The organism is Agrobacterium sp. RC10-4-1 (genome assembly GCF_014138475.1).
Lineage (GTDB): Bacteria > Pseudomonadota > Alphaproteobacteria > Rhizobiales > Rhizobiaceae > Agrobacterium > Agrobacterium pusense.
This window is the reverse complement of the sequence record NZ_JACJIT010000001.1, coordinates 40,324-55,094: the sequence shown is the minus strand read 5'-3', so window position 1 is coordinate 55,094 and position 14,771 is coordinate 40,324. Positions and strand designations below refer to the sequence as shown.

Annotated in this window: 15 protein-coding genes and 1 pseudogene; 9 read left to right on the top strand and 7 right to left on the bottom strand. The window is 56.7% G+C overall.

Going from position 1 to position 14,771, the window contains the following annotated elements; translation table 11 throughout:
* The first annotated feature begins 90 nt into the window (after positions 1-90).
* From FHW77_RS00270 to FHW77_RS00255, 4 genes are all read left to right on the top strand, one after another.
* Positions 91-636 carry a sigma-70 family RNA polymerase sigma factor gene (locus tag FHW77_RS00270; protein WP_111815128.1) on the top strand — a complete coding sequence of 182 codons (546 nt, stop codon included), beginning with the start codon at positions 91-93 and terminating at the stop codon, positions 634-636.
* Positions 633-1,337 carry an anti-sigma factor gene (locus FHW77_RS00265; RefSeq protein ID WP_111815126.1) on the top strand — a complete coding sequence of 235 codons (705 nt, stop codon included), beginning with the start codon at positions 633-635 and terminating at the stop codon, positions 1,335-1,337. Before FHW77_RS00270 ends, FHW77_RS00265 begins: the two co-directional genes overlap by 4 nt.
* Before the next feature lie 142 nt (positions 1,338-1,479).
* Positions 1,480-1,632: a hypothetical protein gene (locus FHW77_RS00260; protein ID WP_004446089.1), complete on the top strand. Its 153-nt coding sequence runs from the start codon at positions 1,480-1,482 to the stop codon at positions 1,630-1,632.
* A gap of 245 nt (positions 1,633-1,877) precedes the next feature.
* A complete protein-coding gene (locus tag FHW77_RS00255) occupies positions 1,878-2,369 on the top strand; it encodes a DUF4142 domain-containing protein (protein ID WP_182590340.1) in 492 nt (163 codons plus the stop codon).
* Positions 2,370-2,621: 252 nt separating this feature from the next.
* Here the strand turns inward: FHW77_RS00255 and FHW77_RS00250 are convergent, their stop codons facing one another.
* Complete coding sequence (locus FHW77_RS00250; protein ID WP_004446094.1) at positions 2,622-3,527, bottom strand: LysR family transcriptional regulator; 906 nt, start codon at positions 3,525-3,527, stop codon at positions 2,622-2,624.
* A 110-nt stretch (positions 3,528-3,637) separates the two neighbouring features.
* On the opposite strand from FHW77_RS00250, the gene FHW77_RS00245 reads away from it, so the two are divergent.
* Entirely contained in the window at positions 3,638-4,387 is a 750-nt protein-coding gene (locus FHW77_RS00245) for an SDR family oxidoreductase (protein ID WP_111814426.1), read from the top strand.
* Between the two features lie 511 nt (positions 4,388-4,898).
* Positions 4,899-6,854 (top strand): methyl-accepting chemotaxis protein, encoded by a 1,956-nt coding sequence (locus FHW77_RS00240; protein WP_111814424.1) that lies wholly within the window; start codon positions 4,899-4,901, stop codon positions 6,852-6,854.
* A 147-nt stretch (positions 6,855-7,001) separates the two neighbouring features.
* Here the strand turns inward: FHW77_RS00240 and FHW77_RS00235 are convergent, their stop codons facing one another.
* Complete coding sequence (locus tag FHW77_RS00235) at positions 7,002-8,219, bottom strand: GGDEF domain-containing protein (RefSeq protein ID WP_162696254.1); 1,218 nt, start codon at positions 8,217-8,219, stop codon at positions 7,002-7,004.
* A gap of 448 nt (positions 8,220-8,667) precedes the next feature.
* Between FHW77_RS00235 and FHW77_RS00230 the strand changes: the two genes are divergently transcribed.
* On the top strand, positions 8,668-9,165 hold the full coding sequence (locus FHW77_RS00230; protein ID WP_111814420.1) for a DUF6985 domain-containing protein: 498 nt from the start codon (positions 8,668-8,670) through the stop codon (positions 9,163-9,165).
* Between the two features lie 384 nt (positions 9,166-9,549).
* Here the strand turns inward: FHW77_RS00230 and FHW77_RS00225 are convergent.
* Positions 9,550-9,939 (bottom strand): annotated as a pseudogene (locus tag FHW77_RS00225) (GMC oxidoreductase); the annotation flags it as partial.
* A 32-nt stretch (positions 9,940-9,971) separates the two neighbouring features.
* Positions 9,972-10,763, bottom strand: coding sequence for an alpha/beta fold hydrolase (locus tag FHW77_RS00220; RefSeq protein WP_111814418.1), 792 nt, complete (start codon positions 10,761-10,763; stop codon positions 9,972-9,974).
* 144 nt (positions 10,764-10,907) lie between these two features.
* Here FHW77_RS00220 and FHW77_RS00215 point away from each other — a divergent pair, with 144 nt between their 5' ends.
* Complete coding sequence (locus FHW77_RS00215; protein ID WP_035210393.1) at positions 10,908-11,375, top strand: MarR family winged helix-turn-helix transcriptional regulator; 468 nt, start codon at positions 10,908-10,910, stop codon at positions 11,373-11,375.
* Positions 11,376-11,404: 29 nt separating this feature from the next.
* On the opposite strand, the gene FHW77_RS00210 is transcribed toward FHW77_RS00215, so the two are convergent.
* Positions 11,405-12,184 carry an SDR family oxidoreductase gene (locus tag FHW77_RS00210; RefSeq protein WP_045535050.1) on the bottom strand — a complete coding sequence of 260 codons (780 nt, stop codon included), beginning with the start codon at positions 12,182-12,184 and terminating at the stop codon, positions 11,405-11,407.
* On the bottom strand, positions 12,181-12,507 hold the full coding sequence (locus tag FHW77_RS00205) for a nuclear transport factor 2 family protein (protein WP_022563221.1): 327 nt from the start codon (positions 12,505-12,507) through the stop codon (positions 12,181-12,183). Before FHW77_RS00205 ends, FHW77_RS00210 begins: the two co-directional genes overlap by 4 nt.
* 136 nt (positions 12,508-12,643) lie before the next feature.
* Between FHW77_RS00205 and FHW77_RS00200 the strand changes: the two genes are divergently transcribed.
* Positions 12,644-13,540, top strand: coding sequence for a LysR family transcriptional regulator (locus FHW77_RS00200; protein ID WP_182590339.1), 897 nt, complete (start codon positions 12,644-12,646; stop codon positions 13,538-13,540).
* Positions 13,541-13,756: 216 nt separating this feature from the next.
* Here the strand turns inward: FHW77_RS00200 and FHW77_RS00195 are convergent, their stop codons facing one another.
* On the bottom strand, positions 13,757-14,737 hold the full coding sequence (locus FHW77_RS00195; protein ID WP_111814416.1) for a D-2-hydroxyacid dehydrogenase: 981 nt from the start codon (positions 14,735-14,737) through the stop codon (positions 13,757-13,759).
* Positions 14,738-14,771: the final 34 nt, after the last annotated feature.

The following is a 14,771-nucleotide window of genomic DNA, read 5'->3' as shown; positions in this document are numbered from 1 at the left end:
ATAATTCTCAGGATGCATCCATTTGATCGCCGGATGGGTATAGTTCGTGAAAGCTGACGATTTTCACCGCTGGATCATGGAAGGATATTAATGGGTTCCGGGCCGGACGATCTGGATAAGGCGCTTGCTGCCTGCGCTAAGGGTGACCGTTCGGCATTACGCCGAATTTTCGATCAGGAGGCTGGGCGGTTGGTCGCCGTGGCGCAACGCATCGTTGGACGTCGCGAACTTGCCGAAGAGGTCGTGCAGGAAGCCTTTATCCGAATATGGACCCACGCTTATCAATACAGTGCGGACCGTGGCTCCGCGCGCGGATGGATTTATGCCATTGTTCGAAATAGAGCGCTCAATCTCCTGCGGGATGGCAAACTTGAACATTCGGTCGAAGAGGTAGAAGCGCTTCAGGAAGCCGAACAGGCAGACGCGATCATGGGTGCGTGGCACCGCCTGGACACACAATCGCGCCTGCGCGAATGCCTGGGATCGCTCGATGAGACAAAGCGACACGGTATTCTGATGGCCTATGTTGGAGGCTATTCTCACGGCGAGATCGCCGGAAGGCTGCGCATTCCACTTGGCACAGCGAAATCCTGGATCAGGCGCGGGCTTCTGACGCTTCGGGAGTGCATGGGATGATCTACGACCGCAAGGATATACCGAACCTCGCTGACGAGTATGTGTTGGGCTTGACCGAAAGCACGGCCGCCGCGGAAATCGAGGGCGCCATGGAACGAGATTCCGAACTCAAGGCCGCGATTGCTGCAAGCCGTGAGCGTTTCCTGCCGCTCGACACCGCTATAACACCGGCAACCGTCAACGAGAGCCTGTGGCATCGCATTGAATCTGGCCTGACTTCGCAGCCTGTGACCCGCCACATGTCTGTTTCCACGCTCGCGAATGACAATAACAGCAAAGGCTGGAAGATCGCTGCGCTTTCGTCAATTGCCGCCGCATTGTTGCTTGCCATCGGTCTTGGATACAGCCTCATTCACAAGGCTGAGCCGCTTGTCGTCGCCGTTTTGATCAATGAGGCTGGAGATATTCAGGCGGTTGTCGAGGACTTTGGCGATGAACGGACGATGATCCGTATACTGGCCGACTTTGCGGTGCCGAACGATAAGACCATAGAGGTATGGACGCTTCCGTCTCGAGAAATTGGGCCTGTTTCGCTCGGATTACTGAAAGGCGTTCGCTCGGCTCGCCTTGATGGACCCGCATTGCCCACCCCGCGTGACAACCAGCTATACGAGATTACGCTCGAACAAGCGGGAGGATCGCCGACAGGCAGACCGACCGGACCGATCTTGGCCAAAGGGCTGGCGAAATTTCCGCGATGAAATCCACCGTCTGAGCGTTGCTTCAGCGCCTTATCTGACAGGCGATTTTTGTCCCATCTGCTTGCTTTCCAAATTTCCAGGAACATTGGCCCTGGTCTGTGGTTCGTCGTGGCACCAACCTCATGAACTGACAGGACGGATTATGGCGGATGTATTTTGGCTGGTTGTTGTCGCTGGAGGCCCATTGCTGCTGGGTGCAGTGGTCGTTTATGTCCTGCTGCGTCAGCGCAGGTTATCCGCCAAGGAGCAACAAGAACAAGCTCGCAAGGTTCATAAGCTTTATGACGGAAAGTAACCGGAAGCGGAGACTGATATGAAATATAGAACCATATGGCCCTTGGTAGGGGCCGCGGCTGTGGCTCTCGCGATGATCGTGGCCGTCTACTTCGTCAGGACGACTCCGGATACAGCACCGTCAAATTCACCAGACAGAGGGCAGATGGAAGACCAAGCACCTGCGGGGCCTGCTGACAGGAATGCGCTGCCGGGCAGCCAGAACACGACGCCCTGACCACAATAGTCATTGAGGGAGAGTTTAACATGAAGCCATTCCATGCCTGCTGCGCCGCTCTATGTCTTTCGATGTTAATGCCCGCTTTCTCGAACGCGCAATCACCCGCGGACTTCACTGCCGAGGCGGCTTCCTTCAATCAGTTTGAAGTGGAGGCGAGCAGGCTGGCGCTTAAAAGCGCACAGGATGACGCGACGAAAATGTTCGCTAATGACATCATGCGCGACCATGAGAAAGCGCTCGTCGATCTCGCCGATGCTGCTAAAAAGGATGGTACGTCGGTCCCGACGGACCTGAGCGCCGAATATGCCGAGAAGATGAGAGCTTTAGAAACCGCTTCACAAAGTGAGTTTGACCAGGCTTACCTCTCGACGCAGGTTTCGGTCCTTGAAGATGCAAAGACGATGTTCGAAGCCTTCATCAAAACCGGAATTGCAGGCTCGCTACGTGCATACGCTGAAAATCAGCGTGGCACCGTACGAACCTATAATGTGCGTGTTCAGGGCCTGACAAATCCGTGAAAGCGACCGGATCCACTCCAGCTCAACATTCGGAATTTGGATCACCATCGACAATTCAGCGGCGAGCTATGTTGACCCAGCTTGTCTGCGCCCGGCCGGCAACCGTACTTACGTTAAACCGGCCGATCGATGAAGATATTCGATCTATTCCACCCTACCCCACCGCGACGATCAATACGTAACTTTTCATCGGGTTAGTATATATAACTCTCTGACGAGGCGCAGGCGCGCGGGGCCGTTATGATGCGTCCCTTAACCCACGCCATCCTCCCAATAGGGCGGGTCCCCGAACGACGCTTTCAAGTGAGCCGCCAGTGCGCGCAGTTTTGCCGAAGGACGGCGACCCTCGGGGTGCGCAAGAAAGACGAATTCCGCATCCGGCCGAACGCCGACATCGACGATCTTGAGCTTCCCATCGCGAATGTCCGGTCCTGCGATGAAGAGCGGAAGGAGTGCAATACCGAGACCGGCGATTGCCGCATCTCGCAGCATGTCGCCGTTGTTCACTCTGAATCCAATGCGTGCACGAACGATTTCAATGCCTCCAGGCGTAAGGAAACGCCAATCCGCAACACCCCGGTTCGTGTAGAACAAACCCTTATGGGCAGCGAGTTCGGTAGTTGTTGCAGGCATCCCGTTGACCGACAGATAGGCCTCGGAGGCCACCAGGACACGGCGGCTTGGCGCCAAACGCCAGACCATCAGTCTCGAATCGTCAATCGCCCCATGGCGCACGACGCCATCGTAAACGTCTGATGCAATATCGACTCGCCGATCGTCGAGTTCGAGCGACATCTCAATTTCGGGATTGGCAGCCAGAAACGGATACAGAGCCGGTCCCAGGTGCATCCGCCCGAAGGTAACAGGCGCAGCAATGCGGATTGGACCGCCCAGCGTTCCACGCCGCTCGGACAAATCCGCCGCTGCCTCAGAGACCTCTCGCAGGATGCGCTTGGCGCGTTCGAGAAAGGCAGCGCCATCTTCCGTCACCGAAACGCGACGTGTCGTACGGTGGAGTAAAGTAGCGCCGAGGCTGCGTTCCAATTCCGCCAGACGTTCGCTCACGACCGATTTTGACAGCCTGAGCGTGCGTGCCGCCCCGCTGATCGAGCCCTCTTCGGCGACAGCCACGAAACTCGAAATGCCATCCAGCTTCATTGTTCGGCCTTTCCGAAAGGTACGTCCGCCATTGGCACAGTAGTACGAACAGCATGCTTGCGCCACATTCGCACTTACGAAAACCCACACAACGAGAAGGAATTCGGATTATGGGTAGGCTCAAAAGCAAGCGGGCGCTCATCACCGGTGGCACCAGCGGCATCGGACTTGAGACAGCACGTCAATTCATCAGTGAGGGTGCGCGGGTAGCAGTCACGGGAACCAATCCCGAGACGCTGGAAGCTGCACGGCGGGAGCTTGGTCCCAGTGTACTGGTCATCAAGGCAGACGCTGCCGACGTGAAGGGCCAGAAGGTCGCCGCTGAAACGATCAGGGAGGCATTCGGGAGCCTGGACATCGTCTTCATCAATGCAGGCGTCGCCCTTCTCAAGCCTTTGGAAGCATGGGACGAAGAAGGCTTTGACATGGTTTTCGACATCAATGTGAAAGGCCCTTATTTTTTGTTGCAGGCACTGCTGCCGATACTGGCCAACCCGGCTTCGATCGTACTGAACACCTCGGTCAATGCCCACATCGGCATGCCTAACTCGAGTGTCTACGCCGCCTCGAAAGCGGCACTACAGTCATTCATCCGCACGTTGTCCGGCGAACTGATCACACGCGGTATCCGGCTGAATGCGGTGAGCCCAGGTCCCATTTCTACACCGCTCTATGGCAAGCTGGGTTTCACCGAGACTGACCTGAGGAATGTCGCTGAGAGCATACAAAATCTGGTCCCGGCCGGCCGCTTTGGCGAACCGTCCGAGATTGCAAAGGCGGTAGTGTTCCTGGCATCGGACGAAGCCGCCTACACGGTCGGCAGCGAGATCATGATCGACGGTGGCATGGGCACATTGTGACACTCCCCAAGCAACGGAATCCGGTGACAGCAGCGCGCCGGGCTCCGACGGTTGTCGGATGTCAAGGCGCGCATCGCTGGTGACGTCTGCTTTCGGTCAGCGGCCAAGCTGGTTTCTGTGGCCGGCATGAAGGCGCAAAACGGTTGCAACTGGCGGTCGGCATACCACGCAAGAAAATGCCGTTTCGGCGTCCTCGATCTTGAAGAGATGATCCGGTGACGTGCCAAATTGCACTTCGTGGATACAGGTCGCTTCGGCTCGAAAAGCGAAGTCCTGTCTCCTCGGCTTTTGTTATGAGCGCCGCCGTTTCTTTAATTACATTTAAACGATAACTAATTTACCATACAGCCGACAGAGCAAAATCAGGTCGCCATGACGGCATGCACCTTCTGTAATTCTTCATATCCATGCCGAATCCCCTGCAGCAGAGTTCTTTTTTCATTCGACCAGTTCCCGGTCGCAATGCTCCCTGCTTCGTGTTCGCGATTTCAAAACAGAACCGCGAGGAAATATGTCGTTTCTTAAAAATGCGAGCATTCGCACGAAAATTCTATCCCTGATCATACCTCTGTGCGTGGTGGGCCTGTGTGCCACGGCGTTTATCGCAACCCGATACAAAGCAGCAGATACGAGCTACTCCGATTTCATTTCCAATGATGCTGGCGCCAGTGTCGAGATGTCGCGCGTAAACCGAAATGTCGTCGCAACTGCTTACGCCGCCTATCAAATCCTGACCTACCGCCAAGACGATCCGGCCATGAAAACAGCCATCGACTTTTACAGCGATAGCAAAGGCAAGCTTCTTGAGCGCCTCCAGCACACGAAAGAACTTCTCCCACGTGAGAGCGCTGCGATAGACAAAATCATTGAGAGAACGAAAGAAGTCATCGTCTTGACTGACCAGGCCGTTCAACTGGGTAAAGCTGATCAGGACGAACCGGCAAGGGCGACCCTGGCAAAAGCGGACTCTTTGATTCTTCCCCTGACGACCGACAACGCAGCGTTTCTGGACCAGGTCTTGAAATCCGTGGCTGCGAGAAGTGACGAACTGACCGACCAAACAAACTCCACCATCTTTACCTCGCTGATGGTTGTCGGCATCACATTCACACTCGGCATCATCGCGTCACTCGTTGTTGCCGCCAAGGGGATCACGACGCCTATCGCCTCTTTGCGCGAGCGCATGATCACTCTGGCGCAGGGGGAGACCACTGCACTCGTCGATGGTCAGGATCGCAAGGACGAAGTGGGCCAGATGGCAAAGGCGGTCTCCATTTTTCGCGACAATGCTCTTGAGAAAATCCGTCTGGAAAAAGAAGCTGATGCCAATCGCAGCCTTTCCGAACAGGAACGATTGGAACGCGAGGCCCAAAAGGCGAAGGACGCTGCCGACACCCAATTTGCCGTTGACCAACTGGCCAAGGGGCTCGACCGTCTCGCCGATGGTGATATCGCGTATCGTATCGAGACACCGTTTGTTGCCCATCTCGATACTCTGCGCAACAACTTCAATGGCTCGGTCGCGAATCTGAATGACGCGTTGCGCGCCGTCGGCGAGAACGCTCGCGGCATCGATGCCGGTGCCAACGAAATTCGCTCTGCCGCCGACGACCTGTCCAAGCGCACTGAGCAGCAGGCTGCCTCAGTCGAAGAAACAGCTGCCGCTCTGGAGGAAATCACCACGACCGTGAAGGACAGCAGCAACCGTGCCGAAGAAGTCGGCCATCTGGTCGCGAGGGCCCGTGATGGTGCGGAAAAGTCCGGAGCAGTCGTACGTCAGGCCGTTACCGCCATGAACGAAATCGAACGTTCATCCGGTGAAATTACCAACATCATCAGCGTTATTGATGAAATTGCCTTCCAGACCAATCTTCTGGCTTTGAATGCAGGCGTTGAGGCCGCCCGCGCCGGCGAGGCCGGCAAGGGCTTTGCGGTCGTCGCACAGGAAGTCCGCGAACTTGCCCAGCGGTCTGCAAAGGCTGCGAAAGAGATCAAGGCATTGATCACGACATCCGGTGAACACGTTCGCTCCGGCGTGACACTGGTGGGTGAAACCGGCAGGGCACTCGAAGTGATCGTCACGGAAGTGCAAGAGATTAACCGTCACATCGCCGCGATTGTCGAATCCTCGCGCGAACAGTCGGTTGGCCTTCAGGAAATCAACACGGCCGTCAACACCATGGACCAGGGCACACAGCAGAATGCCGCCATGGTCGAACAGTCGACAGCCGCAAGCCACAGCCTCGCCAAGGAGGCGGCATCCCTCAACCAGCTGCTATCGCGTTTCAATCTAGCCGATGGCACAAGCACAAGTCGTTCGTCTGTAGCCCCTGCGGCCGTTCGCTCGGCATCGCCAGCTTCACGACCTTCAGCATCACCGGCTAGAGCCCTTGGCCGCAAGATTGCGAACGCGTTCGGGGGTGGTTCGGCTGCCGCGGTTGCGCAAGACAGCTGGGAGGAGTTCTAAAAATCTACGGCCGCGGCGCGAGACCAACCGCCCGGCCGTTGATCATCATCGCGAGTGCCTTGGATCGGAAACTTCGCTTGCAGATTAAAAGCGGGTTTTCGGTCGAAGGAGCGACGCAAGTCGTGAGAGTTCCCTCGGCTTCCACTTTCAAGACTTGGATTTTGCCTCTGCTGCGACGAAATCATTAAGCTGTATCACGTTACCGCTGATCGCAGCGCCAGACGAACCTCTATAGACAGAGTATCCGTTTCGACTACGTTTTTTGGTCTCGTATAATGCACGGTCCGCCTGGTCGAGAAGTTCCTCAGGATCGATTTTATCCAGGGTCGTGCAGCAGGCAATGCCAATGCTTGTCTTTATCACCAAGGGACAGTCATTCCATATCATCGGTGTTGCCGTGAGCGCCTTGATCATCGCCCTCGCCCTGGCGGCGGCATCGACGGGTGACACGCCGGGTAGAAGCAGACAAAACTCGTCCCCGCCAAGCCGAGCAAAAACATCGTTGGCAGATAATTTCTCGGAAACAACGGCAGCGGCATGCCGGAGCGCAGCATCCCCGGCAGCATGCCCATACTTGTCATTGATCGCCTTAAAGCGGTCGAGATCGAAAAGCAGGACGCTAAAAACACGTTTGGTATCGGACGGACCACACATAGCTGCAAGCTTGTTCATCAGCATTCGACGATTGGCGAGACCCGTCAGTTCGTCTTCATTGGCGAGGCGTTCGACTTCACCTCGAAGCCGATCGACAGCCGACAACAGGAACCCGAAATTCCAGACCACTGCGGCAAAAAGGAATGCCAAGAGATCAACAGCGGCTGCCGCTTTGAGGTCCAGTTCTGGCGTTAGGCGGGTGACGATCAAGATGTTGCCGCAAGCAATTACCGCATGCGAGGAAACGGCCACTATCATTGCACCGCTGCTGACAATTGCGCCCAGTTCGCCGCCATGGTGTCGCAAGAGAAAGACTGCGGTGATTGCTAGCGGCAACAACTGCGCCAACGTGTAAACAGGATTGCGCGCGTACCAGGGATAAAAAGTTGCCAGCATCAGCACTACGCTGACCACGAAAAGACAAGCAACAGAAAGCAACTTTAATCGAGCGCCGTGGAAACAGCGGGCGCCCACGCAGTTCAGATAAAATCCCAAAACTATGAAACTGTTACCGAGTACAGTCTGGATGAGCAGACCATCATTTCCCTGGAGGGCCAGAATAGCTCCTCCGAGCACACTGGCAACGCTGCCTGAGAACCAATGACGTGCCGCTCTCAGCTCGCCGTAGCGATAGACCACCAGACCCCAAATAAGGCATTGAGAAAGACCGAGCAGCAAGACAACGAGAAAGAGCGTATAAAAGTCGGGCATTTGATGTCCCATTCTCAGAAGTTGTGACCAGTACGGCGAAACCCGTGAACGGCGGGTAAAAAACTTGGCGGGCCTTTAATCCATCGCCAAAATCATCTGTTTTGACCACAGCAATTAGATGGAATCTGGTGCACGCAGAGGCCGGGTTAACTTCACTAACAGCATTGAACAAAAAACGAACCGGTCTTCCAAAAAGCCGCCCCATCACCGCGCTTTAATTCGACCCGAACTTTCAATTACTGCAGTTAGACCATGTTCGTTACATTGGCCGTTAAGGAGATACAGAGACCTGATAGAGGCGTCTGGCCTCTAGGCCGCCCGTCGCGCTCTGCGCTGCCAGCGCCCTCTATCCCTTCCGGCAGCGAAACATCATGATACAGTGCGCCTCCGACGCTCCCGTGGAGGCGCATTGAAAATCGGCATGCGGCAGGATTGAAGGTGCAGATTTATGACTACGATCGTCGTTTCTTATTTTGATCGCGCTGAAGTTGAACTGGACGAAGAGCCTGATCCTGACGCTCCGGGGTCCGCTGTTGCTCTGGCCTCGTTTCTTGCGCTGACGGAGGCGGACAGGCTCTTGGACACGCGGAACGTTTTTGCCTTTTACAAGGACTATTACGAAGAGGCCGGGAAACCAGAATGGCTGGACGCGGAAATGGGCGTCCCACAATCACCCGCCGATATATGGGATCATGTCACTCCCGGACCTGTTACCGTCAAGAAAGGGCGAAAGGAGGATGAAAACTGGTACGTCGTGATGCAGGCTGAGTGCGGCTGGGATGTCGAACGCGGACTCATGATGGTTTGGCGAAACGGTGCGACGCTTACGAAAGTCGGCGGATATAATGGTCACCTGACCAATGTGAATGCCTACGCAGATCCCGCTTTGGAGACTGTCGTCTACAAGGCGCGAAACCCGGAATACACGACTGGGATTGCCGAGTGAGTACCCGAGACTTGCTTACGGGGGTGTGAACCTATCAGGAAAAACGCTCACCACACGTCGTTTGAGAAAGCCATGAAAGGCGAGACGACCTGGGCTATACATCGGAAGTCCCCACCTCCTCGCCGCCATGGCGCACACTCGCAGCAGAAACAAGATGCTAAACGACGTGTCGAAACCGTGCAGAACAATCGGTCGCACAATGCCGCCCCTCTCCAGTCGTTGTGATCTCGTCCGTAATCACATCAGCATTCCAAAGGTTTTGCTCTTCGAGCTCGGTGAGGATGCAAAATACTCTGTGCAATCTCGAAGGAGACGAACTGTTCGGCGTCCGAGATTCTAGCCAGACCCACTTCAACGCCGACACATGAAGACCGGAGATGCCTGCATGACGGAGGCGTCCGCAATACGGAGGCCGCCGATCCCGTAGACTTTCAGCTTGTTATCGACAACAGACATGCTGTCACGACCCATCTTTGCAGTACAGGACTGATGCCGGTAGGTGACGGCCGAGCGGCGAATAAAATCGATCATGCCCGATCGGTCGCGCGCGCCCGACGCAGTTTCGCCTTTCACCGGAGGCGCGAAACTGTCACTATTCCCGAGCATGCGGCACAATTCCACGGCGGCCAAGGCGGCAGCCATGTCCTCCGGCTCACTGAGTGAATTCGATTCGATCAGGATCGGATCAGTTGCGTCGGAGCCGGAGAGTAGCAACCGGCCCCGACTCGTCGGATGGGCAAGTTCCGGTGTTTCCAGACCTGTTTCGACCAGGGAATTTGGCTGTTCCGATGACGCCGTGCCTGGCATTACTTCTTCGCGGAGACGGCCTTGGCGGCCTGATCAATGGTATCGGCCACGACCTCCGGCTGGGTCATGAACAGTGCGTGACTTGCCGAGACCTTTGTGATTTTTGCCTTGATGCGCTCGGCCATATGGATCAGCATTGCCTGATCGAACGCCTTGTCTTCGGTTGCGATAACAGCCCAGCTGGGCTTCATACGCCAGGCAGCATGTTCAAGCTTCGTGCTGAACGCCGACATATTGATCGGTACCTGGGCATCTTTCATGAACGCAAGATCGGCGTCGCTGACGTCATGGGCAAACCCAGCCTTGAACTTGTCCGGGCTGACATAGCCAAATCCATCCTTCGTGGTTTCGATGACGAACTCCGATGCAGGAGCAAAACCGTTGTATTGCTGAGCAGTCGTCTCGCCGACATCCGGAGAAAGTGCGGAGACGTAGACGAGGCCTGCAACCTTTTGATCGATACCGGCTTCCGTGATGACAGTGCCGCCCCAAGAATGTCCGACAAGAATGACCGGACCATCCTGACGCTCAAGCGCGCGGGCAGTCGCGGCAACGTCATCAGCGAGAGACGTCAGTGGATTCTGGACGATGGTCACGCGGTAACCACGCTTGGTCAGATTATCGTAAACCCCTCTCCAGCCGGAGCCGTCCGCGAAGGCTCCATGAACGAGGACAACGTTTCTGACGGACTGCTCCCTGGGGATGGTATCGGCTGCGTTTGCCGGCAATGCGGCAGTTAATGTGGCTGCGGCTGCAATTGCTGCGACGGTGGGCGGGATCTTGCGTGTCATGACTTTCTCCTCTTTCTATTCGCGATAACATTTATCGCGATATATTCAAGCTCGCAGATTTTGAGCTGTGCGTCAACATAATTATTATCGCGATATTGTTTTTCGTGCTTTCGTTCGTTACATTTGACGCAACAGGAGTTCACAATGACCAGACCCCATAACGATCCACCGCCCCTGCACGACCAGCTATGCTATGCGATCTACACCGCCGGCATTGCGATCCAGCGTGCATACAAGCCTCTTCTCGATGAACTGGGCCTGACCTATCCGCAATATCTCGTACTCAACGTGTTATGGAGCCAGGACGGACAGACGGTTGGCGCCATCGCCCAGGCCCTTGCTCTGGAATCAAGCACGCTGACACCGCTGCTGAAGCGACTCGAGACGGCCGGCTTGCTGCGCAGGACGCGCAACCTTAGCAACGAGCGGCAGGTTGTCATCGCCTTGACCGACGACGGCCGTGCCTTGCAGCACAAGGCCGGCTGCCTCAGCGACACTTTGCTCGCGGCCTCTACACAGACGCCAAAGGAACTCGCTGCTCTTAACCGCGATGTCCGGTATCTCCGTAACGCGATCTATTCCCAGATCGGCGGATGGGACGCACCCGCCTGACCTTCGATAGTGGTAAATCGCCTCAACGCTCAGGCGGTCGGTACGGTCCCACCGTCAATCACATGCTCTGTACCCGTGATTGACGACGCTCGATCCGACGCAAGGAACGCGATCAGGTCGGCGATTTCTCCAGGCCTGGCCGGCCGGCCAAGCGGTATACCACCAAGCGAGTCCATGATCGTCTGCACAGCTTCGTCGTAGCTGATGCCGGCTTCCTCCGCGATACGAAGCGCAAGACCGTTGGAGCCCGGATCTGCAATCCAGCCGGGAGAAACACGAACCACCCGTACACCCTTGGGAGAAACCTCCTTGGAGATGCTCTTGCTGTAGGTATTGAGCGCGCCCTTTGCGGAGGCGTATCCGGTCGTCGCCTGGTGCAGCGGAAGGACGCGCTGGATCGACGTCACGTGAATGACGACGCCGCTTCCTTGCGCGATCATTCCGGGGATAAGGGCGCGGTCCAGCCTCACCGCAGGGAAGAAATTAAGGTTAAATTCCTTTTCCCATTCCTCTTCGGTCAACGCCGCAAAGCCGCCAGAAGGTGCTGAGGATCCGCCCAACACGTTGACGAGGATATCGAGTCCGCCGAGCTCCCGGTGGACTGCGTCAACAACTGTCTGAACGCCATCCATCGTGGTCAGGTCGGCCTCGACGAAGGCCGCGCCGGAAAAGTCCTCCGGCTTTCTGCGTGCGGTTGTCAGCACGCGGGCGCCGAGCTCCTTGAACTGAGCCACAGTCGCAGCGCCAGCGCCCGACGTCCCGCCGGTGATGAGAGTTCGACGGCCCTCCAGTGTCAGAAACGGCGTCATAGGGTGATCTCCAGCTCAGCAATCCTGTCGCCCGAAAGGACGAAGATAAAGCGAAGGTCGATCGGACTTCCAGGGAAGGTGCCGGCTGCGTGGGCCATCACCTGGGTCTTTCCATTCTCGACGGCGATCAGGAAAGGCCTGACCGTGTAGCTGTACTGCTGGGCCTCATCGGTCATCCACGCCCGAATGGCCTTCTGCCCGATGTGAATCTTCCCCTTGTCCTTGACGACCCCGTTTTCGGTGAAGGTGGCAGCGATGGCGTCCGGACAGCCTGACCTGTCGGCTTCGAAATAGGCTTCGATAGCGCTGGGTAGTTCGATCATCGTAGTATCTCCCGTCGTTTTGGTATCTTGGGCTGTGGCTCCGCCTTCGCGATATCCACTGGCTGGAAGATAGATGAAGCTTATTGACGGGATAAGCAGGATAAACAAGGATGAGGTATTGCGAAAAGAGGGATAAATGACCCGTTCCGTCCTTGCTGACCTTGATGCCGTCCTCAGCATCGCCCGCCTTGGAACCTTCCGCGCAGCGGCTCTCGACCTTGGAATGTCAACAACGGCCTTGAGCAACTCCATCGCGAAGCTGGAGCAGCGCCTCGGTATCCGGCTGTTCAACAGGACGACGCGAAGCGTGTCCCTGACCGATGCGGGGAAGACGTTTGTAGAACGGGTCGGACCAGCGGTGACCGACATCCGCGACGCAATGCTCGCGGCCCAGTCGCTTCAGGAGACCCCGAGCGGAACATTGCGCATCAACGCCTTCGCCACGGCAGCACGGGAAGTAATGGCGCCGCTCGTCCTGTCATTTCTGGAGAAGTATCCGCAAGTGCATATCGACCTTGTCACGGAGGGACGGATTGTCGATATTGTCGCGGCGGGTTTTGATCTGGGTCTGAGACCGGCCGATCTCGTTCCTGCCGACATGATCGCCGTGCCCTTGGGCTTGAAGCGCAGCAATGCGGTCGTCGCATCACCGGAATTCCTGCGCAGACATGGCAAGCCAATTGTACCAACTGACCTCTACAGGTTTCGCTGCATTCGCGCGCGCCTTCCGAACAACGCGCTTTTCCGTTGGAAATTCGAGAAAGACGGAAATGCACTCCAGATCGACGTGCAAGGCGCGATCACTCTGGACGAGCCAAGCCTCGTTACGATAGCAGCCCAAAATGGGGTTGGGCTTGGTTATCTCATGGAAGCGGATGTTCGAGAGGATATTGAGGCTGGGCGACTGGTGCGCGTTCTTGAGGACTGGACGCCCTCGTTGGCCCCGCTGGCGTTGTATTACCCTGGTAGGAAGACCCCCCCTGCAGCGTTCACCGCATTCATTCAGGCTGCTCGCGAATTTGCAAGAAAATGACCGGCGTGCAGATGTTCGATGCCAGTGAACGCTGGACGTTCTTAAACTCTTGAAGCTATTTGAACCGGTTAACTGCTGGGACACAGCTAAAGTTCAAAAGTCCCTTGTCGAGAGGTTTACTTCGCCTCAATAAAATGGGCGGATACCTTCCGCGAAATCATCGAGGCAGAGATATTCCCGAAGGCTGCGCGCGTTTGTCCGCGACTGCCGCCATGATCAAGCGGCCACGGTGTTCGTGGGGGCGCCGCGATCGAACGCCTCGACATTATCAATCAGTTGGTCGACCAGCGACTGCACAGCCTCTCGGCTCGCCCACGCCACATGCGGCGTCAGGATGAAGTTCGGCAGATCGAGCAGCCGCATCAGCGGATGATCGTGTGCAGGCGGCTCGGTGGTGACGACGTCGAAGCCGGCGCCGCTGATCTGGCCGCTTCTCAAGGCGTGTTCCAGCGCGGCCTCATCGACGAGTCCGCCGCGTGCGGTGTTGATCAAAAGAGGCCGCCTAGCCATCCGTGCGAACTCCGCGGTCGAGATCATGTTGCGGGTCGAAGGCATCAAGGGAGAGTGCAAGGTGATGATGTCGCTGAGCGCGAGGACCTTCTCGAACGGCGTATAGAGCGGCCCCATTCCGCTGGTGCCCTTGTAGTCCGAAAAAAGAACCTTCATCCCGAAAGCACGACCAAGATCGGCCACCGAGCGCCCGAGGGCACCGTCACCGATGATGCCGAGCGTCGAACCGGCGAGATCGTTAATCGGGAAGTCGAAATAGCAGAACTGGTTTGCTTCCTGCCAGCGTCCGGCCTGCACCGAATTGCGATAGGCGAGCAGGCTGCGGCGAAGCGCAAGGATCAGAGCGAAAGTGTGCTCGGGAACGGTGTTGACGGCGTAGTTGCGGATGTTTGAGACGATGACTCCACGCTGCGCGCATGCTGTGACGTCAACGACGTCGGTGCCCGTCGCCGCTACGGCGACCAGTTTAAGTTTGGGAGCGGAGGCGACCGCTGAACCGCGCACAGGGGCCTTGTTGGTAATGACGATGTCGGCATCCTTGATGCGCTCCGGCACCTCGTCGGGAGCCGTCTGGTCAAACTGAACGAGCTCATGAGCAAAGGAGAACGCACGAAAGTGAATATCGTCGGGTAAGGTCTTCCGATCGAGAAGGACGATCCGAAGAGGCTTGCCGGAAGCATGAGGCATTGGGGGACACCAGGTTCAGAGGGAGAACAGCGGC

Excerpts from the sequence above, each read along its gene's own strand:
- FHW77_RS00270 (WP_111815128.1), top strand. The coding sequence starts at position 91 with ATGGGTTCCGGGCCGGACGATCTGGATAAGGCGCTTGCTGCCTGCGCT.
- FHW77_RS00265 (WP_111815126.1), top strand. The coding sequence starts at position 633 with ATGATCTACGACCGCAAGGATATACCGAACCTCGCTGACGAGTATGTG.
- FHW77_RS00260 (WP_004446089.1), top strand. The coding sequence starts at position 1,480 with ATGGCGGATGTATTTTGGCTGGTTGTTGTCGCTGGAGGCCCATTGCTG.
- FHW77_RS00255 (WP_182590340.1), top strand. The coding sequence starts at position 1,878 with ATGAAGCCATTCCATGCCTGCTGCGCCGCTCTATGTCTTTCGATGTTA.
- FHW77_RS00250 (WP_004446094.1), bottom strand. The coding sequence starts at position 3,527 with ATGAAGCTGGATGGCATTTCGAGTTTCGTGGCTGTCGCCGAAGAGGGC.
- FHW77_RS00245 (WP_111814426.1), top strand. The coding sequence starts at position 3,638 with ATGGGTAGGCTCAAAAGCAAGCGGGCGCTCATCACCGGTGGCACCAGC.
- FHW77_RS00240 (WP_111814424.1), top strand. The coding sequence starts at position 4,899 with ATGTCGTTTCTTAAAAATGCGAGCATTCGCACGAAAATTCTATCCCTG.
- FHW77_RS00235 (WP_162696254.1), bottom strand. The coding sequence starts at position 8,219 with ATGCCCGACTTTTATACGCTCTTTCTCGTTGTCTTGCTGCTCGGTCTT.
- FHW77_RS00230 (WP_111814420.1), top strand. The coding sequence starts at position 8,668 with ATGACTACGATCGTCGTTTCTTATTTTGATCGCGCTGAAGTTGAACTG.
- FHW77_RS00220 (WP_111814418.1), bottom strand. The coding sequence starts at position 10,763 with ATGACACGCAAGATCCCGCCCACCGTCGCAGCAATTGCAGCCGCAGCC.
- FHW77_RS00215 (WP_035210393.1), top strand. The coding sequence starts at position 10,908 with ATGACCAGACCCCATAACGATCCACCGCCCCTGCACGACCAGCTATGC.
- FHW77_RS00210 (WP_045535050.1), bottom strand. The coding sequence starts at position 12,184 with ATGACGCCGTTTCTGACACTGGAGGGCCGTCGAACTCTCATCACCGGC.
- FHW77_RS00205 (WP_022563221.1), bottom strand. The coding sequence starts at position 12,507 with ATGATCGAACTACCCAGCGCTATCGAAGCCTATTTCGAAGCCGACAGG.
- FHW77_RS00200 (WP_182590339.1), top strand. The coding sequence starts at position 12,644 with ATGACCCGTTCCGTCCTTGCTGACCTTGATGCCGTCCTCAGCATCGCC.
- FHW77_RS00195 (WP_111814416.1), bottom strand. The coding sequence starts at position 14,737 with ATGCCTCATGCTTCCGGCAAGCCTCTTCGGATCGTCCTTCTCGATCGG.